Raw genomic sequence first — 19276 nt, 5'->3', positions numbered from 1 at the left:
AATGAACAATGTTACCCAATTCGTGCAACAACGGGGTAGGTTAATAGCACGAATTGTCGCCTTGGTATTGGCTATTATAAGCCTCTTTATCTTGGCTAAATTGGTTTGGCTATGGGTTGAATATTTTCAGCCACCGCCAGAGCGCGCGCCTATAAAGTCAGCACCAATTCCTACCCAAACTAAAAAAGTTAATGTCGAGCGTCTTGCTAGCATGCACTTGTTCGGACAGGCTAATGCGCCTATTGAAGAGCAAGTTGAAGCCGAAGAAACTCAATTAAACCTAAAATTATTAGGCACTTACGTTTCATCAGAAGATAAACTGAGTAGCGCCATTATCGAGGCTAATGGAAGCCAAGAAGGGGTCTACTTTATCGGAGATAAACTAAAAGTACGAGGCCAAGTCACCTTACATCAGGTAGACACTTTGCAAGTCATCCTTAAAAACGGTGGCAAGTATGAAACGCTTACGTTAGTCGAAAATTTAAACCAAGAGGTGATGTCTTCGACTAAACAGAGAAAGAAAGCGGCAAAGCCAATGCCTGATCGCACTATAGACAAACGCCGCGATGCTCGCCTCAGTCAAGAGTTGGCTGAGATGAAAGAGAAGGTTTATAGCAACCCTCAGGCGTTACAAGATATCGCCAATGTTCAGCCGGTGGTTGATGGCAGCGGTCAAGTGACTGGTTTTAAAGTGTCACCTGGTAAAGACCCTCGAATGTTCACTAGACTTGGCCTACGCCGAAATGATGTGATTACATCGGTCAATGGACAAGACCTTAATGGCCAAGGAATGATGGGGATATTAAACGAACTTAATAACGCTGAATCTGTAGAAGTGACAATTCAGCGTAATGGCCAGCCCGTAAAATTATTATTAGGGGTTTCAGGAAACGATAATGGGCGCTCAAGAGCAGACTCACCACCTCGCTCAAGACCAAATATAGAGCCGAACCTAGACAAGAGAGAAGGCAATGCAACACAAATTAAATAGTCAGGATAATTATCAACAAAATCGACTTAATTGGAAACAAGGCACAGTCATGGGGCTGTTCTCCTTGGTGCTACTACTGTCGTCTGTAATGGCCAAGGCTGAGCGTTTAAATGTACGTGACGCCGATATTCGGGAAGTCGTCGAGACGGTTGCGCGGATTACCGGCAAAACCATGATCGTTGACCCTAGAGTCAAAGGGTTAAAGGTAACGATTATCTCGAATAATGACTTCAGCAAAGATGAAATTTACAACATCTTTGTTTCGTCAATTCAGATCCATGGCTTCCAAGCGATAGAAAATAATGGCGTCATTAAAATCGTACAAGACCAAAAGGCACGTTACGAAGCCTCGCCGGTTAATGTCTCTAACCCAGGCGACTACGGTGATCAGGCAATTACTCAGGTGATTCCAGTACAAAATGTCGATGCACAACAGATCATGAACGTGCTGCGCCCTTTAGTTTCGCCGCAATCGGGTCACTTGTTTGCTGTCCAAGGCACTAACACTTTAATCTTGCACGATTCCGCATCAAACGTGCAGCGCATTACGAAAATTATTGAGCGCACCGATAAAGCAAACGATGAAGAAATTGAAGTTATCCCATTAAAGCACGCCTCAGCCAGTGAAATTGTACGAATCCTAGAAAGTTTAAACCGTGGCGGGCAACAAGAGCGTGTTAATCAAGTTAAGGCGCCAAAGTATGTTGCTGATGAGCGTACTAACAGTATTTTATTGAGTGCAGGTAATCGTCAGCGCGTTCGACTAAGAGCATTGATTCATAGTCTTGATCGTCAGTTAGATTCCACCGGCAATACCAAAACCATATTTTTAAAATACGCGAATGCAGAGCAAGTGGCTGATGTTTTGTCGGGCATTGGCGAAATTAAGCAAAAAGAAGAGGCTGCTAACTCAGGCCGTGCCGCTGGTGCTGGTGGCGGAGCTTCACAACGATCGCTCTATTCGGTTCAGTTCCACGAAGAGACCAACGCCTTAGTATTAACTGCTCCACCAGATATTATGCGTGAATTTGATTCGGTTATCCGTAGTTTAGACATTCGCCGTAAACAGGTTCATGTAGAAGCGATTATCGTTGAAATTTCAGATAACACGGCGAAAGAGCTCGGCATTCAATGGTTATTCTCACCAGCGGGTTCGGGTACACAGCCAGCGGGTATCATAAACTTCAATAACACCGGAACCAGCATTGGTCAGATTGCCGGTGGTGCGCTTGCAAACCGTGGTCAACAAGAAGAGGTTTTTACACGAGACCCTGAGACTGGAGAAATTACGGGGACAGAAACCCGGAATACCGGCGGTGACAATGGAGTTGCATTAGCTGAAGTACTAGGTGGCCTTCAAGGTGCCGGCCTTGGCATCGCCCGCATGAGTCAAACGGGCTTAAGCTGGGCAGCGTTTATTAAAGCGCTAGAAGGTGTAACCGACTCGAATACTTTGGCGCGTCCAAGTGTGACAACGTTGGATAATGTAGAAGCGATTTTCAAAGCGGGTCAGGAAATTCCGATTATTACAGGCTCAACGCTAGGCGATAATAATAACAACCCGTTCCAGAACGTTGATCGTAAAGATGTCGGTGTGATGTTAAAAATCACTCCACAAATTAACGAAGGTAACTATGTTCGCTTAAACATCGAACAAGAAGTGTCATCGTTAGCCGGTACCACGGCAGTTGACGTTGTTACTAACAAGCGTGAAGTCAAAACGTCAGTATTGGTTCCTGATGGCGGCCTGGTTGTTCTCGGTGGCTTGATTAAAGATGATATCCAGCAAAGCTCACAAAAAGTACCTTTGTTAGGCGATATCCCTATTTTAGGCCATGCTTTCAAGTCTGAGCGTACACAAAAAACGAAAAACAACTTGATGGTGTTTATCCACCCAAGGGTTTTGCGTGACGACAAAGATTTACGCGATATCAGTAATGCAAAATACAGTTACATGCGTGCGCAGCAACTGGAGCAGGCGAATAAAGGGATTAGCCTAATGCCAACTGTCGACTCGCCAGTGATGCCGACTTACGATGAGGCGCTAGTGTTGCCACCAAGTTTTGAAGCCTATATGGATAAAGAAAAGTTACTTGATCAAGGGCAGAGCACTGATTCGCAACCTGAAGAAGAGGCAAATGAAGACTAATGTCTGAGCAGCTAGAAACAGCAGAAGCATTAAGTTCAGAGTCTGAAAAAGCGGGTGAAATAGGTCGCTTTCGAACCATGCCGTTTAGTTTTGCTAAGCGACATGGCGTCTTTTTGCTGGAAACTGATGATGGCGTTAAATGCTTTATGCGTGAAGGAGCTTCGCCTCAAGCATTGCTCGAAGTCAGAAGGCATTATCCTCTAACTTTTAATCTTGAGTGGTTAGACGAAGAGGCATTTGAAAAAGAGCTAAGCGCTTATTACCAGTCAGGCGCCACCGATGCGCGCCAAACGATGGAAGACTTGGGCGATGAGATGGATTTGTTCCGACTGGCGGAAGAGTTACCAGAAACGGAAGATTTATTAGAAGCCGAAGACGACGCTCCAATTATTAAGCTGATCAATGCCTTATTAACCGAAGCAATAAAAGAAAATGCCTCGGATATTCACGTCGAAACCTTTGAGAAAACGCTATCGGTACGCTTCCGCGTTGATGGTGTATTACGCGAAGTGTTACAACCAAGTCGTAAACTCGCCCCTTTATTAGTTTCCCGTATCAAAGTTATGGGTAAGCTTGATATCGCAGAAAAAAGAATTCCGCAGGATGGTCGAATTGCACTTCGAATTGCAAATCGTGCGGTCGATGTGCGTGTTTCTACCATGCCATCGAGTCATGGTGAGCGAGTAGTACTGCGTTTATTAGACAAAGAAGCTGGTCGACTCGATTTTTCTCACCTCGGTATGCAGCCTGACACCATGGAACTGATGAGTGATTTACTGCATAAACCGCATGGCATCATATTAGTAACAGGCCCAACAGGTTCTGGTAAAACAACCACGCTGTACGCGGGCTTGTCCTTATTGAATAACACCTCGCGCAATATTCTTACGGTAGAAGATCCTATCGAATATTTGCTTGATGGAATTGGCCAGACACAGGTCAACCCTAAAGTAGACATGACCTTTGCTCGTGGTTTGAGAGCAATTCTACGTCAGGATCCTGATGTGGTCATGATTGGTGAGATTCGAGATTTAGAGACTGCTCAGATTGCGGTTCAGGCGAGTTTGACGGGACACTTAGTACTATCTACGTTGCACACTAATACCGCCATCGGCGCGGTAACTCGTATGCAAGACATGGGCGTTGAGCCATTCCTGCTTTCTTCGAGCTTACTCGGAGTATTAGCGCAGCGACTAGTGAGAAAGTTGTGTGACGAATGTAAGCAGCCTGCTACCGCGAACGCTAAAGAGTGTGAGCTAATGGGCTTTGATCCGCAAAACCCACCGACTATTTATCATCCCGTCGGTTGTGATGCTTGTAACCAGCAAGGATTCCGTGGCCGTCAGGGTATTTACGAATTAGTATTGATCGATGAGCAAATGCGCACCATGATTCACAACAATAATAGTGAACAAGAAATGGAGCGTCATGCAAGACAAACAACACCAAATATTCGGGCCGATGGACGCCATCGTATTCTCCAAGGGATTACCACTGTAGAAGAAGTTCTTCGGGTTACTAGGGAGGATTAATGGCAGCTTTTGAGTATCTTGCGCTTGACGCTAAAGGCAAGCAAAAAAAAGGTGTATTAGAAGGCGATACTGCAAGACAAATTCGGCAGCAACTGCGTGAAAAAGATCTGACACCGTTGGATGTCAATCATATCGGTGACGCGGGAAAAAAAAATGACAAAGGTGGCGCCAGTTTTTTCAGCCCTAAAATAAGTGTTTCAGAGTTAGCGTTAGTTACTAGACAACTTGCTACCTTGGTTAGGGCGGCGCTACCAATTGAAGAATCCCTAAAAGCCGTCGCCGAACAAACCGATAAATCTAAAGTTAAAACCATCCTTTTAGGCGTGCGTGCGAAAGTCATGGAAGGCCATACTTTAGCTGACGGTTTAGCCGAATTTCCAGCCGTGTTTAACGAGCTATTTCGATCGATGGTAGCTGCCGGTGAACGTGCGGGGCATTTAGATAAAGTATTAAACCGACTGGCCGACTACACTGAAAGGCGCCAAAAAATAAGTAGCAAAGTTTCAGCCGCAATGGTTTACCCCATCGTGTTAATTCTGGTGGCGGTTGGTGTTGTTGCAGGATTAATGGTTTTTGCTGTGCCTAAAGTGGTTGAGCAATTTCAGCACATGGGTGAGGAGCTACCAGGTATTACAAAAGTCCTGATTGGAATCAGTAACTTCACCATTTCGTATGGTTTATACGTTCTTATCGCAGCAGTTTTGGCTTTCGCAGGAATTAAAGTGTGGTTAAGAAAAGAAGAAAACCGTCTAAAGTGGCACTCCGCCATTTTGAAAATGCCAGTTATAGGTCGCTTGTCGAGTAACCTAAATACAGCTCAATTTACCAGTACATTAAATATTTTGCATTCGAGCGGCGTACCGTTACTCGAAGCAATGAAGATTGGTGGTAAAGTTCTGTCAAACTTGCGAATGCGGAAGGCGATTAACGAAGCCGCAATTAAAGTTCGAGAAGGTGGCAGTTTAAAGATGGCATTACAACAAAGCGGTCAATTCCCGCCGATGATGATACACATGATAGGAAGTGGCGAGGCGTCCGGTGAGTTGGGGCAGATGTTGGAGCAGGTGTCTGAAAACCAAGAGACACTATTTGAGAACAGTATTGATGTGGCTTTAAATATTATGGGGCCACTAATTATTTTGGCGTTAGGCGGTATGGTAATGTTTATTGTAGCGGCGATGATGCTGCCAATATTCCAGCTGACTAACTCTATTACAGGTTAATGATGGAGATTAATTCGATGAAAATACGACACACACATTCAATGAACAAAAAAGTTAAAGGTTTTACTTTGACTGAGATTCTAATTGCCCTTGCGATTGTGGCAATTATGGGAACTTTTGTTACCTTGAGCTTGATTGGTAACGTTGATAAAGCCAACTTACAAAAGCTTAAAGGTGATATTGGTACGCTTAAAACAGCACTACAAACTTACAAAATTGATAATGGGTATTACCCAACCACCGAGCAAGGGTTGCAAGCTTTGATTCAGCGACCTACAAGCGAACCAATCCCACAAAACTATCCAAGTTCTGGTTATTTAGGCTCAACGTCGATTCCTAAAGACCCATGGAAAAGAGACTATATTTATATTTACCCAGGCCGTCATGGCGACTTTGATTTATACACGTTAGGTGGAGATGGTCGTGAAGGTGGTGAAGGCGAAAATAAAGATATCGGTACTTGGAATCTCCATGAAGCGAACTTCAATACCGACAATCAATAAAGTAAATCATCATAAAGCACTTCAATCAGGCTTTACCCTGATTGAAGTGCTTATTGCGTTAGCCATTGCGGCACTCATGATTGCGGTCGCGACCATTGCGCTAAGCGATAATGAATTAGCAAAGCTAAAAAATAAATCTCGCCAATTTTATGGGTTATTACAGGTCGCTCAAGAAGAGTCCATTATTCGGGGGATTGAACTTGGCGTTAGGGTCGACTCTGATGGCTATTCTTTCCTAATATATAACGGCGGAAAATGGCAGCCACTAGAAGACCATCAACTATTACGCGACATTGAGCTTGAAGAGCCCATCCAAGCAAGTATTAATCTAGAAGGGCAGGAAGCGCTTCTGGCTAACGAACAAGAAGACGAGACTGATTCAGGACGTAGTAATAAGGGTTCGGGTGAGGCGGAGCAAGCTGATGAAACCAAAATATCGTCGCAAACACCACAGATTTACATGTTATCAAGCGGTGAAATGAATGACTTTGTTGTTACCATAGGGCTTGATAGAGATGAACCTGTATTTTATCGCATTACCGGTAACTATGTTGGTGAAATCAAGTTATCAAATGCCATAAAAGGTCACTACAGCCACGATTGGGACCTTGATTTAGAAGACGATGACGATGAGTAAACATGGGCAAAATGAAAAAGGCTTAAGTTTGTTAGAGCTGTTAATTGCTTTAGCAGTGCTAGCAATTTTTATTACCCCCATGTTGTCAGGTTTATTTGCTTCAAGTGTTGTTGCGCTTGGCAATTCTAAGGAGCGAACCTTAGCAAGCTATGTTGCGCAAAACCACTTTGCAGAGCTCGAGATAGAGGACGAATGGCCATCCATCGGCACCAAGCAAGGTGTTACGGAATACGCCGGACGAGAGTGGGAGTGGGAACAACAAGTCGTGGGCACAGAAGTCGAAACTATGCGCCGCGTTAGCTTTAGTATCAAGTTCGGTAGTGAAGGTATTTTCACCATGACTGGCTTTGTAGGAAAGAAGTCTGATAAAGAACGTGGTCAACGAAGATGAACAAAGCTGTAAATCAACAGAAGGGCTTTACCCTGACAGAAGTTTTGATTGCATTGTTTATTTTCAGTGTAGTATTAGCGGGTGCGCTACAGGTTTTTAACTTTATCCAAGTGACATCTGATGCTAACGAGAAGCAAATAGAGCGTTTAAGAGAAGTACAACTAGCATTTAGGCAACTAGAAGATGATATTCGACACATGGTTCCGCGTGATCGAAGAAACTCTTTTGGTGACCGCGCACCATTATTGAAATCTGAATCGCAGTCTGCCAATAACTATATTGAATTTACTCGTACAAACTGGCGCAACCCTGCAAAGTTAAAAAGAAGTAATCTACAGCATGTTAAGTACGAGTTTGTCGATGACCGCATTGAAAGGCATCATTGGCTATATGTTGACAGTGCCCGAGAAGGGCAAGAGATGAGTCGTGACTTCTTAACCCAAGTTGATGAATTTAAAATGGAGTTTCTGACTAACGATACATGGAAGAAAGACTGGTTAGTCGATGGTGACGAACGTTTAGCGATGCCAGAAGCAATTAAGGTCACCATCGCTTTAAAGGACTTTGGTGAGCTGCATCGTTTATTTCCGATGCCGAAGTTTGAAGTGGCTGCTGATGACGGTGGGGGTACGGGAGAACCACAAGAGCCTGGAGTTCCTGATAATCCTAGAGCAGGGCGTAACTAATGCTTAGGGTGAAATCATGAGGTTACAGAATAGTCGAGGCGTGGCTTTAATTACAGTACTGATAATCTTCTCCGTACTGAGCATTTTGGCCGTGCAAATTCTTAGCTCACAACAGATGCATGTTCAACGAACTGCAAATATCATCAATGGTGCTAGGGCATACCAGTATATGTATGGTGCTGAAGTGTTTGCTACGAATCAACTGAGTAACTACTTTAAAGAAAGCAAAGCCGAAAGAGTTCACCGCAACCAGCCATGGTCACAAGGTGCTATTTCTTTCGAGATTGAGCAAGGTCTCGGTCAATTAGAAGGTCAGATTCGTGATATGCACAGTTGTTTCAATATTAACAGTGTTTTGATGGAACCGCCTTCTACAGGGGAAGAAGAGACAGGTGGTAACCTTGGGGCTGGTAATAACTTAGGAAGCGACAGTGGAGGCGAGAGGCGTATTGAGGATGATAATGAAAGCGGTATGCCGGGTGTTGATTTATTTGCCAAGCTCATCGAGCCGCATATTGGTGAAGAAACCGTATCACCACAAGCTTTGGCCACAGCACTCAAAGATTGGATCGATGAAGATCAGGAGCCATCTGGGATTGATGGTGCTGAAGATTATACATATACGGGTTTAGAGGTTCCTTATCGAACTGCTGATACACTAATGGCGCACTCTAGTGAGTTGGTTGTCGTAAAGGGTTTTACACCTAAGATATACGATTCGATAAAAGAGCTAATTTGCGTCCTGCCAACAACTGAAGGCACTATTAATGTTAATACAGTGAAACCAGAACATGCTGAGTTGGTCTGGATCATGTTAGAGGACGTGGAACTGTCTCAGGTCAAACAAGCTTTAGATGAGCTCCCTGAAGATGGCTACGACGAGACTTCTTTTTTTGAAGCATTGGGTAGCGGGAAAGTATCCGAAAAGGGTAAAGAGCGATTAGTTTTTGATAGCAAGTATTTGTTATTGAGCGCTCGCGCAAGAGTGAATACAGGTACTGCGGTTGTGCATTCATTGATGTTGAAAAATGATTCTAATTTTCACGTGATAGCACGCCATATTGGAGAATGATTAATGAAAGAACGGTTATTTATACGGTTCACAAGCGATGAAAAATCGTTGCAATGGGGGGTTCTTTCAGCGTCTAGTGAAAAGCACGAAAGCTTTGAACAAGAGGGAGAGCTACTCCTAGAAGACGTTGAGGCTTTAGCGGAAGTAGTTGCAGAGCAGCAAATAGTTCTGATGATTCCTGCGCATCGTGTGAAGTGTTTTAATGTCAAGACGCCAACCAAGAATCGTAAGCATTTAGAAAAAGCGATACCTTATCAGTTAGAAGAACAGATCTTAGACAGTGTAGATAGTCAGCATTTTGCGCTCGGTGCTTTTGATGAGCAAGATAGACTCGGGGTTAATGTCATTGATAAAGACTATTTTTCACAACTCGTCACTTTGCTAAAAGACGCAGGTATTGAGCCGGACTTCGTTCTATCGGAAGCAGCTTGCTTGCCAAGTTTCAAAGATGCTTGGACTGCTTTGGTAGAAGATCAGGTACTGGTTAGGCAGGAGTACAATAATTATTGGTCTGCCGATCAGGGGCTTGTCGAGCAGTTGCTAAAGCTGGAGCTACAAACCGATGAACTCAGTGTCACTCAAGCAATTCGTATTGTTGTTACTGAGTCGAGTCAAATTGATTTAGAGGCTATACCTGGTTTGGCAACACAAAAGGAAAGTGTAGAGGATGCATTTTTATTTTTAGCGACAAACTTTGATGATAAATCGATTAATTTACTACAACAAGAGTTCGCATCTCAAAAGAAAACACAAAGAAACTATGGAGTTTGGAAGCTCCCTGCGATTGCGGCTTCGATACTTATACTGATGGGGGTTGTTTATACTGTCAGCCATATTATGTATTTGAACAAACAGCTAACCACTGTTGAGGAGCAAATACACGCTGAAACTAAAAAGCTATACCCCAGCTTACCACTGACAACAGCCGTCGTTCAGGTCAATAATAGCTATAGAACTATTGGTGGCGCTAGTGGCAGTTCAGTTAGTTTTGCTGGACTAATGAATCAATCAGTAACATCAATGGATACTAAAAATATTAGGTTCTCGCAAATAGAATATATTGCTAGCCGAGGACAACTAAGTCTGGATGTTACGGCTGACAACTATGACATTCTGACAAAGTCACAACGCAATCTTGAGGCTGCAGGTTTGAACGTTGATATGCGAAATGCTTCTGAAAATGGTGGTGTTTGGACCGCAAGAATTACAGTGGGGGACAAGTAATGGACTCTATCAAGCAGTGGTACACAGGACTTAACATCCGCGAAAGAAATATGGTTCTAGTTCTTGGCGTCATGATGGCTTTGCTGATTATATTTATTGCGATGGTTATGCCAGTGAAAAAACACATACACCAACTCAATGAAAGCCTTGTCTTGGCTAAGCGAGATTTACCAGAAATTACAAGTAAGGTCAGGGCTTTGCAGTCACGCTCAGGCGGCAAGCAAGTATCTCGACAGTCTTTAAATCAGTTAATTACCACCACTAGTAAACAATACGGACTAAAGTTTTCCCGAATTGAAGAACGGAAACGTGACGAAGAGATACAGGTGAGACTTGACGATGTTGAGTTTGACCAAGTATTAAGGTGGGTTGGTTCGCTAGAGCAAGAACAAGGACTTGTTGTGGATACTTTAAGAGTATCCGACACTGATACTATTGGAATGGTAGATGCTTCGATTAAATTTATTAAGCCATCATAGTGTTAGTATAGTTCGTTATGAAGAAAATGATTTTGGGGGCTTTATTAGTTCTCGTATTTTTTGTGGTTTTATTAATGGCGCTTGCACCAGCGAGAGTGGCAACGCCGTATATTAGTGATATTGTTCCCGGCGTGAGTTTTATTGGGGTAGAAGGCACTATCTGGTCATTCGAGGCTGCTAGTGTTGGCTATCGTCAATATCACTTAAGTCAGGTTAAGCTTGATACTAATCCTCTAGCCTTGCTCCTTGGCTCCCTGAACTCGGACTTACGAGTTGACGATAATCAAGTTAAAATAAGTGCAGAACTTAATTTATCAAATAAGGATTTCAAGTTTGATAATATTGCATTCGATATCGATGCTTCCTATATCCCTGAAAACTTCAACATAGCAATTGATGGGGCTAAAGGGCAAATTAGTGGTACGGTCGGCGTAGTACATTTTGCAAATAGTGAACTCGTGGCTTTAGATGGAAATGGTCACTGGCGTAACGCTATTATTGAGTACCCAAACAATAATTTAGAGCTTGGAAATATAGAGTTTAATCTGAGTAAGGTCGCGGAATCTACTGATACATTGAAGTTAACGGTCGTTGAAAATCAAGGTGTTTTAGATCTCAAAGGCTTTATCGAGCTTTCAATAGATAAAAGTTTCACTATGAAGTTACACACCAGCTCCACGCTACCGCCAAACCTTAAGGACTGGCTAACGCGCTGGGGACGAACACAAGGCGACAGGATATATCTAGAATGGGGCGGAAAATTACCTTAAGCCACAACGATTGGAGGTCTATCGATGCTATCTTGTTAGACATGGATGGCACCTTGCTTGATTTGGCTTTTGACAACCACTTTTGGAAAACTGAAGTGCCTAGTGTTTACGCAAAGGTAAATGGCATGTCGTTGGAAGAGTCCTTGGAGTTTTTAGGGCGGTGCTACCAAGATTATAGCGGCACTTTAAACTGGTATTGTACGGACTTTTGGGCAGAGAAATTAGGTTTTGATATTATTGAGCATAAGTCTAAACTCGCTCACCAAGTGAGCATTAGACCAGGAACCTTGGAGTTTCTAAAGAAAGTGCACGCAAGCAATAAAGATGTCTTCCTAGTAACCAATGCACACCCTGAAACATTACGTGTTAAATTAGAGCAGACGCGTATTGAGCAGTATTTCGATAAGCTATATACCTCTCATCAATTTCATAAACCTAAAGAATCCCCCCTGTTCTGGTCGCAATTAGAAGAGGATATAGGGACGTCACTTTCTCAATGTTTATTTATTGATGATACGGAATCAATTTTAATACAAGCGCAACAATCGGGTGTTAAACATATAGCCATTATTGAGCAGCCTGATTCAAGCCAACCTCCAAAAATAGATACAGGATTACCGAGCATTAACTACCTTGATGAACTGCTTGATAATTTCGTTTAGCTATCTTTGTATACTTAGAGAGATTTGTTGGCTAGCATAAAAAATTTAGAAGAGACATTACATGACATCTAAAACACCAAAAATAAAGAATCAAAAAATCATAGCCCAAACTCGAATCTTCGCTGTCGAAGAATTAGAGCTAGAATTTTCTAATGGTGTTTTTCGAATCTATGAGCGCCTAAAAGCGGGTCAGCATGGCGCTGTCATGATTATCCCTATGCTTGATTCCGAGACTTTTCTTTTGATTAAAGAGTATGCGGCAGGATTAGAGCGTTATGAGTTAGCGTTTCCTAAAGGGTTGATAGACCCTGGGGAGTCAGCGTTGGAGGCTGCAAATCGAGAATTACAAGAAGAAGCTGGCTATGCGGCGAAATCACTTTCGGAGCTTAAAAAAATTACATTAGCGCCGGGTTACTTAAGTCATGAAATGCACTTAGTGGTCGCTGAAGACTTGTTCGAGAGTAAGTTAGAAGGCGATGAGCCAGAGCCCATAGAAGTGGTTCCATGGAAACTTTCAGACATTGATAAGCTATTAGACGTAGAAGAGTTTAGCGAAGCGCGTAGTATTGCTGCAATCTATTTACTGCAGCGCTATTTGGCAGAGAAATAATCTAGGAACAGCTCTTGAAGCTAATAAAAAAGCCGCATAAAGCGGCTTTTTTTATGGCTTAGTTTTATCGCTCTTCAGCTGGCATCGAGATGATTTTTTCACCATTTTCATCAATCTCAAGCTGGCCATTTTGCTGTAAGTATTCTTCAATAGGCTTGTCGCCAGCAACGATTCTAATTGCAAAAGGCTTTGTATGTGACTGCTGTACATCCTCAGCAATGACCGTCACTAAGTGGATGCCCTCAGTCATTGGCGTGACACTAAATTTATGTTGGCTATTGCTCCCTGACTTTTGCATCTGAATTGTAGTATCGCCATGTAGCACAAGCTGTTCGCTAGTTTTTAATTTAGCGCTGCTAGGTTTAACTTGGCCTTTAAAGTTGAATTGAATATCAACCGTTTCGCCAACTGCAACGCGTTCTTTTGAGATTTGGTAGTCCATATCGACCTTCATCGATGGTTTACCTGGACTTTTGTAAGCGCTTTTGCTTTCCGCTTCCTTCGCTGTCGTTGCTTGGTTGTTGCAAGCTACTAACGGAATAGCGACTAATAGTGATAATAATAATTTCATGGTTGTTCCTCGGTATTCATTAATTCTGTATTAAGGCGACGTTAAAACAAGAGTCCGTTTGATAGGCTGAAACATCTGCTACGTAAGTGCCGGCCGTAAAGTTGTGGGTGATGTTTACACTGGATGAACCGCCAGCGTCATCAAAAACAACTAGATTGCCTTGTTGATAGATATAACCATCTAGGTCTTCGCCACTTGATGGCGTTAAGCGTAAGGTATAACTACCAGAAGCTGGGATGTTAAGCTTCAGGAATTTACGGTTGCCGAGTTTATTCATGCTTGTTGTTGATGAGTTAAAGGTTCTGATGGTACACAGTTGTTGTGCATCGCCAGGATTAAACTCGTTGTAAACGGGAATAACGCTTGGTTCACCTTCATCGTCGGTTTCAGTCGAGCCCCAAATATCAATATTTTGCTGGATGTTCTGATCGCTAAGAAGTTGATTTAGCCCCGCAACTTCGGGCGGATTATTCTCTTTTATGAAGGTCATAAAGGTGAAAATACTGGTAAAAGCCTCCGTATTTCTTTGTTTTCCCACCAAGACATCGTAAATCGGACCGAGTCCTAGAGCTACGGTGTCGTCATTGCCGGCATCGTAAATGTCATAAAGAATCGATTGCACCGAGCCTTCACTAAACCAGCCAGGGTTACTCACATTGTTTGCCTCAATATTTATACTAAAGCCCTGAGACTGTCCAGAATTCAAAGAGTCTCGATATATGGGATCGTCGGTAATCATGGCCGACCAAGCGTTACCAAAACCTTCTCCAAAAGCAACGCGCATATCGAGACGATCGCCACCACCGTGAGAGCCACCGATGCTATCGGAGCGCGAGTTGTTATCTTCGAAATAATGGCCCCATTCGTGAATTATAACGTGACCATCGTATTCGTCCGTGTCAGTGTCCGCGGCACCTAACAGATAAATCTTGTCAGCGCTGTAGAAGGAAGTGCCGATTCGACCTGTATTTAAACTGCCACTTTGTGGAATATTGTTTGGGCTCCAGTTTATGACCAGCTGGTCAAGTTGTAGGTTTGTGTCAACTACTCTTAGCTTATCAATGACATCGTAAACGCGGTCAAGAATGTGGAAGGGCGCCGCCGCTCTGGTGCTGGTGTAGGAGCTACCACCCCAACCAGACGCTGCGTTAAGGTTTCGCGTAAAGTTGGTGGAGTCCACTTGGAAACTGCTTGAATCTAAGACGTATTGCGCGTTGTTACTGGTATTATCGACGACCACGACATCCCAGGACTGAGTACCGGTTTGTTTAAGTTCCGCACGTACACGCAAGGTATAAGTAGCACCAGTTTCGCCAGTTAAACTGTAGTCACCGCTGTTGTCAGTGGTTGTAGTATCGACAACAGTGCTGCCTTGGATTAGTTGAACAGTCACACCACGAGCAGGGTCTTGAGTCGTCGCGTTATAATTTAAACCATTGGTTGAGGGGTTATGTGGAACATTATCATAGGTGATCTTTCCTGAAATAGTGGCACTTTCGCCACTACCGCCTCCACCCGGTCCCGGAGTTGCTGAGTCACCGCCGCCGCCACTGCACCCATAAGCAAGTGCCGATAACGACAGCATTAACATTAGTTTTATGGCTTTCATGAGTTCTCCTCAGTTATCAAACTCTTAGTTGAGCTGAAACTCCGCATCAAAACAGGTCGCAGCTACACTGGTGCCTTCTTCGTTATATCCAATAGTATCAGCAATGCTGATTCCTTGCTCTAGGTCAAAGCTGAGCACCGCTGGTTCAATGCCTGGAGCTTCGTCACGGGCAATCTCAACGCCATTGATGAAAATATAAGCGTCAATATCATTTTGACGCGATGGCGTAAGAGTTAAAGTATAATTTCCAGCCACTGGCGCGTTCAATTTTAAGAAACGGTGGTTTGCCAGCTTATTTCCAGCGTCGCCCTGTGAGGTGCTGGTGCATACTCGCAGATTATCGCGCGGAAATAGCTCTAAATATACCGGCAGGCCTTCTGGTAAAGAACCATTGTTATCTTCATTGCTTCCCCAGATATCAACCGCTGGATTGATATTTTGGGCTTCCATCAAATTATCAACATCAGTCGCGTATTCAGGATAACTTTCCTTAAAATAGGTCATAAAAGTGAAAATACTGGTTAATGCCGGCGTATCTTTTTGCTGATTAGTAAGAATGCTGACAATCGGCTCTAAACCTAAGTGCAGAAAGTCTTGTCCATCAGCAGCTTCGTCATAAATATCATATAACAAGGATTGCACTGAACCTTCGCTGAACCAGCCTGGGTTGATAACATCGTTATCTTCAATGGCTATCGAGAATCCTAAGGCTTGGGCTTGATCAAACGAATCCTGATAAAGCGGTCTGTCAGTAATCATAGCCGACCAAGCGTTACCAAAGCCTTCACCAAAAGCCACACGCAGGTCGAGGTAGTCACCACCAGCATGTGGACCGCCGATACTGTCCGAACGCGCCAGGTTGTCTTCAAAAAAGTGGGCCCACTCGTGAATAATGACATGATCATCATATTCATCAGTATCAACATTTTCAGCGCCCAACAAGTAAATTTCATTATTACTATAGTGTGATGTAATAATCTTACCCGTCGCGTAGTCCAATTCTTGTGAAGGAATGTTGTTTGGACTCCAATTCATGGTCAGAGTTGGCAACTGAACTTCGCCAACTTCATCCAGCTTAAGTAGGGTGTCGTAAACTTTATCCAGAATATGGAAAGGGGCTGCCGCACGGGTGCTCGTGTAACCGTTATCGCCCTGCCAGCCCGAAGCCGCATGAAGGTTTACTTCCATAATTTCACGCTTAACTTCAAAAGTGTCGGTACTGAGGGTATATACGGCTTTGTCGTTGGTATTGTCTACAACTCTAACGTGCCATTCGTTGCCGTCATCGCTTGTAGTGTCGTTAATTAATTCTGCGCGAACACGCAGCTGCACGAAGGTATCCATCTTTTTGATAAAACTGTAGCTACCTTGGTTGTCGGTTATATCCGTTTCGATAACTGTACCATCTTCGATCAGCTCTACTTTCACGCCACGAAGAGGCACATCGTATGAATTCTTGTAATCTAGTCCATTGGTATCGCTGTTATGAGGAACTTTTTCGTATGTAACTTTACCTTTAATCTCGGCATTTGGAATATCGCAGCCTGCTAAAACGGCAAAAGATAAACCGACTAAAAGGAGTCTCCAGAGATGCATATACTACCCCGATTCTATTGTGTTGTTTTATTTATAGAGCTTAAGTCTAATATAAGCTCACAATTTGATCGAGGTGATATGTCTTAATTTGTAGCGTTTTTGATGTGTTTTATTGCAGCCATTACCTGATTATCGCGTCGATAGTCTTGATTTTCAGTGGTTTGGTCTGATACCTGGTTTTTTGTATCATTTTGTAGCTTTTCGGCATCCGAATCATTGCTAGCCTCTATCGGCTCAAAAGGAACCTCAATATCGGGAGTAATCCCTGAATTTTGGATCGAGCGATCCTTTGGAGTGTAGTATAAAGAGGTCGTTAGTTTTATCGCATTGCCCCCATGGATTGGTAGAATGGTTTGAACCATGGCTTTGCCGAAAGATTGAGTACCAATTATGGTTGCTCTTTTTTGGTCCTGTAAAGCGCCGGCTACAATTTCTGAAGCTGAAGCTGATCGACCATTGAGTAAAACAACGAGTGGTTTGTTGCGTAATATATCGCCATAAGAAGCGTTGTGGACTTCATTACTTTCCTCGAGGCGCCCCTTGGTTTGTACAATAACGCCTTCGTTTAAAAATAAGTCACTAACCTCTGTAGCACCATCCAATAGCCCACCAGGGTTATTTCGTAAGTCGAGAATAAGTCCCGCTAAAGGTTTCTTATTCAGATACTCCATGTTACTGATGGCCTGGCTAAGATCATTAGCGGTGCGCAGCTGGAATTCCGTAATTCTGGCGAAACCAATGTTATCTTCTAATAGTTCGTAATTAACACTGGTGGTATGAATGATCTGACGGGTAATCACAAGAAGCTGTTCATCACTATTAGTATCGATATAGGTTAATGACACTTTACTTCCAGGGGCGCCACGCATTAGCTTCGAGCCTTCTTCTGGTGAGAGACCTTTGGTCGAAACCCCGTTGACTTTTATTACTAGGTCCCCTGACTTTAAACCAGCTCTCTCGGCCGGCGAGTCTTTGACCACGTTTACGATTTCGATGCCGTCATCAGTGTGGCTTGCTTCAACGCCAATACCAGCATAATCGCCCGTGGCGCTTTCTTGAAGAGCTGCGAACTGTTCAGCCGTTAAGTAACTGGAATAGGGATCTAAGTTATTGAGCATGCCACGAATTGCGGCATCTAAAATTTCTTTGTCGGTTAATTCTTTGACGTAGGACTTTTTAATCTGGGCGTAAGCATCGGCAAGAGCTGCAAGCTCATCTAAGGGCAGTGTTTCAACTTTTTCTGATGTACCAGACTCTTGCTGTTGGATCTTTTCCTCATCCTTGACGTTGCTTTGATTATCAGTCGGGGTGTCAGCGAGCGCTGAGGTGGCTAAAAAGACACTCAGTAAACTTACCAAAAAAAGATGTGATTTCATTCTTTCTTGTTCCCTTATTAAAGCCTAAAAGCTCTTACTTATTTTTACTTTATCCACCTGATGGGATTTTGTGGTTTACCCTTATAGCGTATTTCGAAATACAAACCAGGTTCACCACTACCACCACTTCCGCCGGAAATCGCAACCGGCTCGCCGGCCTCGACCCAGTCCCCTGGTGATTTTAGCAACGATTGGTTTTGTCCGTATAAGGAGAGATAGCCCTGACCGTGATCGACAATAACCAACAACCCATAACCTCGTAACCAGTCTGAAAACACTATTTGCCCATGATGGATTGCATGAACCGAGGTGCCCTCTTTGGCGCCGATTAGGATGCCATTCCACTTTAATCGGTTTCCGAGTTTATTGCTACCATAGCGATAGACTAGGGGGCCACTCGCGGGCCATTGCAGCTTCTTTTTATGTTTAGCTAAACCGCTTAGCGATTGTTTCGGAGCAAACTGACGTAACGTTTGCTCAATCGAACGAATGACTTTCGCCAGCTCTTCTTCATCACGTTTTAGTTTGTTGAGGCGCGAGTTTTGGTTATTGTAGCTGTCTTTAAGCTCTTGTAATGCGATCTGTTGCTGTTCTTTGAGTGTTTGCTGTTGTTTTTGTTGATTTTTTTGGGATTGCTCAAGCTCCGCCAAAGACTCTAAGGTGGTTTGAATATCTTGTTCAATCACTTCTAAGCGCTGTAGGGTTTGCTGTAATTTTTCAATATCATCAATCCGCGCTTGGTTTAAATAGCGAAAATACTCCAGCATTCGTGATACTTTAGTCGGATCTTCTTGGTTCAAAAGAAGCTTAATATATTCCTGACGACCTGAAATATAGGCGCTTTTGAGCTGTGCTGCGAGTCGCTGCCGTTGCTTTTCTCGTAACTCAACTTTCTGCGTTTGCTCAATCTTTAAATCAGCGAGCTTGTGCTTTTCAGACTCTAATTTAGCTTGTGTTGAGCGCAATGCACTGCTGGCTGCTGCGAGCTTTTTATCAATAATTTGTATCTTTTGCTGTGCTTGGCTTTGCTCTGTTAGATTAGATTGCAGCTCTTTTTGGATATCAGAAATAGCCGCTTTAAGAATCTTAAGCTCTTTTTCGGCCTGGGCTTTATTGTTCGCGGAATACGAAGGAAAAGAAAAAGTCACCAAGAAAACGAACAGGCATAGAAGAAGTTGTCTTGGTGACGTCATTT

Annotated in this window: 19 protein-coding genes; 14 read left to right on the top strand and 5 right to left on the bottom strand. The window is 43.4% G+C overall.

Annotated elements, in window-relative coordinates:
* Position 1: 1 nt before the first annotated feature.
* The 14 genes from gspC (at position 2) to nudE (ending at position 12929) form a co-directional block, all read left to right on the top strand.
* Entirely contained in the window at positions 2-991 is a 990-nt protein-coding gene (gene gspC, locus ABD128_RS05955; protein WP_343987955.1) for a type II secretion system protein GspC, read from the top strand.
* Positions 972-3140, top strand: a complete 2169-nt coding sequence (gene gspD, locus ABD128_RS05950; RefSeq protein ID WP_343987952.1) for a type II secretion system secretin GspD — start codon at positions 972-974, stop codon at positions 3138-3140. Before gspC ends, gspD begins: the two co-directional genes overlap by 20 nt.
* Complete coding sequence (gene gspE / locus ABD128_RS05945) at positions 3140-4672, top strand: type II secretion system ATPase GspE (protein WP_343987949.1); 1533 nt, start codon at positions 3140-3142, stop codon at positions 4670-4672. The genes gspD and gspE overlap by 1 nt, the downstream gene beginning before the upstream one ends.
* On the top strand, positions 4672-5895 hold the full coding sequence (gene gspF, locus ABD128_RS05940; protein WP_343987947.1) for a type II secretion system inner membrane protein GspF: 1224 nt from the start codon (positions 4672-4674) through the stop codon (positions 5893-5895). The genes gspE and gspF overlap by 1 nt, the downstream gene beginning before the upstream one ends.
* A 17-nt stretch (positions 5896-5912) precedes the next feature.
* Entirely contained in the window at positions 5913-6398 is a 486-nt protein-coding gene (gene gspG / locus ABD128_RS05935) for a type II secretion system major pseudopilin GspG (protein ID WP_343987944.1), read from the top strand.
* Complete coding sequence (gene gspH / locus ABD128_RS05930) at positions 6367-7035, top strand: type II secretion system minor pseudopilin GspH (protein ID WP_343987942.1); 669 nt, start codon at positions 6367-6369, stop codon at positions 7033-7035. The genes gspG and gspH overlap by 32 nt, the downstream gene beginning before the upstream one ends.
* Positions 7022-7426, top strand: a complete 405-nt coding sequence (gene gspI / locus ABD128_RS05925) for a type II secretion system minor pseudopilin GspI (RefSeq protein ID WP_343987939.1) — start codon at positions 7022-7024, stop codon at positions 7424-7426. The genes gspH and gspI overlap by 14 nt, the downstream gene beginning before the upstream one ends.
* Positions 7423-8112, top strand: coding sequence for a type II secretion system minor pseudopilin GspJ (gene gspJ / locus ABD128_RS05920; RefSeq protein ID WP_343987936.1), 690 nt, complete (start codon positions 7423-7425; stop codon positions 8110-8112). The genes gspI and gspJ overlap by 4 nt, the downstream gene beginning before the upstream one ends.
* Positions 8113-8128: 16 nt before the next feature.
* Entirely contained in the window at positions 8129-9184 is a 1056-nt protein-coding gene (gene gspK, locus ABD128_RS05915; RefSeq protein WP_343987933.1) for a type II secretion system minor pseudopilin GspK, read from the top strand.
* 3 nt (positions 9185-9187) lie between these two features.
* Complete coding sequence (gspL, locus tag ABD128_RS05910; RefSeq protein WP_343987931.1) at positions 9188-10408, top strand: type II secretion system protein GspL; 1221 nt, start codon at positions 9188-9190, stop codon at positions 10406-10408.
* The gene (gspM, locus tag ABD128_RS05905; protein ID WP_343987928.1) at positions 10408-10887 is read left to right on the top strand and encodes a type II secretion system protein GspM; all 480 of its coding nucleotides are present in this window, start codon (positions 10408-10410) and stop codon (positions 10885-10887) included. The genes gspL and gspM overlap by 1 nt, the downstream gene beginning before the upstream one ends.
* A 17-nt stretch (positions 10888-10904) precedes the next feature.
* Positions 10905-11657, top strand: a complete 753-nt coding sequence (gene gspN, locus ABD128_RS05900; RefSeq protein WP_343987925.1) for a type II secretion system protein N — start codon at positions 10905-10907, stop codon at positions 11655-11657.
* Positions 11636-12319 carry a GMP/IMP nucleotidase gene (yrfG, locus tag ABD128_RS05895; RefSeq protein ID WP_343987922.1) on the top strand — a complete coding sequence of 228 codons (684 nt, stop codon included), beginning with the start codon at positions 11636-11638 and terminating at the stop codon, positions 12317-12319. Before gspN ends, yrfG begins: the two co-directional genes overlap by 22 nt.
* A 61-nt stretch (positions 12320-12380) precedes the next feature.
* Positions 12381-12929 carry an ADP compounds hydrolase NudE gene (gene nudE / locus ABD128_RS05890; protein ID WP_343987919.1) on the top strand — a complete coding sequence of 183 codons (549 nt, stop codon included), beginning with the start codon at positions 12381-12383 and terminating at the stop codon, positions 12927-12929.
* Between the two features lie 64 nt (positions 12930-12993).
* On the opposite strand, the gene ABD128_RS05885 is transcribed toward nudE, so the two are convergent.
* The 5 genes from ABD128_RS05885 to ABD128_RS05865 form a co-directional block, all read right to left on the bottom strand.
* Positions 12994-13500, bottom strand: coding sequence for a hypothetical protein (locus ABD128_RS05885; protein WP_343987916.1), 507 nt, complete (start codon positions 13498-13500; stop codon positions 12994-12996).
* A gap of 19 nt (positions 13501-13519) precedes the next feature.
* Positions 13520-15109, bottom strand: a complete 1590-nt coding sequence (locus ABD128_RS05880) for a hypothetical protein (RefSeq protein ID WP_343987913.1) — start codon at positions 15107-15109, stop codon at positions 13520-13522.
* Positions 15110-15133: 24 nt separating this feature from the next.
* Positions 15134-16705 (bottom strand): hypothetical protein, encoded by a 1572-nt coding sequence (locus tag ABD128_RS05875; RefSeq protein ID WP_343987910.1) that lies wholly within the window; start codon positions 16703-16705, stop codon positions 15134-15136.
* An 83-nt stretch (positions 16706-16788) separates the two neighbouring features.
* On the bottom strand, positions 16789-18081 hold the full coding sequence (locus tag ABD128_RS05870) for a S41 family peptidase (RefSeq protein WP_343987908.1): 1293 nt from the start codon (positions 18079-18081) through the stop codon (positions 16789-16791).
* Between the two features lie 44 nt (positions 18082-18125).
* Positions 18126-19274 (bottom strand): murein hydrolase activator EnvC family protein, encoded by a 1149-nt coding sequence (locus tag ABD128_RS05865; protein WP_343987905.1) that lies wholly within the window; start codon positions 19272-19274, stop codon positions 18126-18128.
* Positions 19275-19276: the final 2 nt, after the last annotated feature.

The organism is Kangiella japonica (assembly GCF_039523535.1).
In the GTDB taxonomy this organism is placed as follows: Bacteria; Pseudomonadota; Gammaproteobacteria; order Enterobacterales; family Kangiellaceae; genus Kangiella; species Kangiella japonica.
This window is presented reverse-complemented; position numbering and strand designations above follow the sequence as displayed.

Coding starts and splice junctions, on each gene's coding strand:
- ABD128_RS05875 (WP_343987910.1), bottom strand. CDS start 16,705: ATGCATCTCTGGAGACTCCTTTTAGTCGGTTTATCTTTTGCCGTTTTA.
- gspG (WP_343987944.1), top strand. CDS start 5,913: ATGAAAATACGACACACACATTCAATGAACAAAAAAGTTAAAGGTTTT.
- yrfG (WP_343987922.1), top strand. CDS start 11,636: ATGGGGCGGAAAATTACCTTAAGCCACAACGATTGGAGGTCTATCGAT.
- ABD128_RS05865 (WP_343987905.1), bottom strand. CDS start 19,274: ATGACGTCACCAAGACAACTTCTTCTATGCCTGTTCGTTTTCTTGGTG.
- gspI (WP_343987939.1), top strand. CDS start 7,022: ATGACGATGAGTAAACATGGGCAAAATGAAAAAGGCTTAAGTTTGTTA.
- gspN (WP_343987925.1), top strand. CDS start 10,905: ATGAAGAAAATGATTTTGGGGGCTTTATTAGTTCTCGTATTTTTTGTG.
- gspL (WP_343987931.1), top strand. CDS start 9,188: ATGAAAGAACGGTTATTTATACGGTTCACAAGCGATGAAAAATCGTTG.
- gspJ (WP_343987936.1), top strand. CDS start 7,423: ATGAACAAAGCTGTAAATCAACAGAAGGGCTTTACCCTGACAGAAGTT.
- gspM (WP_343987928.1), top strand. CDS start 10,408: ATGGACTCTATCAAGCAGTGGTACACAGGACTTAACATCCGCGAAAGA.
- gspE (WP_343987949.1), top strand. CDS start 3,140: ATGTCTGAGCAGCTAGAAACAGCAGAAGCATTAAGTTCAGAGTCTGAA.
- gspK (WP_343987933.1), top strand. CDS start 8,129: ATGAGGTTACAGAATAGTCGAGGCGTGGCTTTAATTACAGTACTGATA.
- ABD128_RS05870 (WP_343987908.1), bottom strand. CDS start 18,081: ATGAAATCACATCTTTTTTTGGTAAGTTTACTGAGTGTCTTTTTAGCC.
- gspC (WP_343987955.1), top strand. CDS start 2: ATGAACAATGTTACCCAATTCGTGCAACAACGGGGTAGGTTAATAGCA.
- gspD (WP_343987952.1), top strand. CDS start 972: ATGCAACACAAATTAAATAGTCAGGATAATTATCAACAAAATCGACTT.
- gspF (WP_343987947.1), top strand. CDS start 4,672: ATGGCAGCTTTTGAGTATCTTGCGCTTGACGCTAAAGGCAAGCAAAAA.
- ABD128_RS05885 (WP_343987916.1), bottom strand. CDS start 13,500: ATGAAATTATTATTATCACTATTAGTCGCTATTCCGTTAGTAGCTTGC.
- ABD128_RS05880 (WP_343987913.1), bottom strand. CDS start 15,109: ATGAAAGCCATAAAACTAATGTTAATGCTGTCGTTATCGGCACTTGCT.
- nudE (WP_343987919.1), top strand. CDS start 12,381: ATGACATCTAAAACACCAAAAATAAAGAATCAAAAAATCATAGCCCAA.
- gspH (WP_343987942.1), top strand. CDS start 6,367: ATGAAGCGAACTTCAATACCGACAATCAATAAAGTAAATCATCATAAA.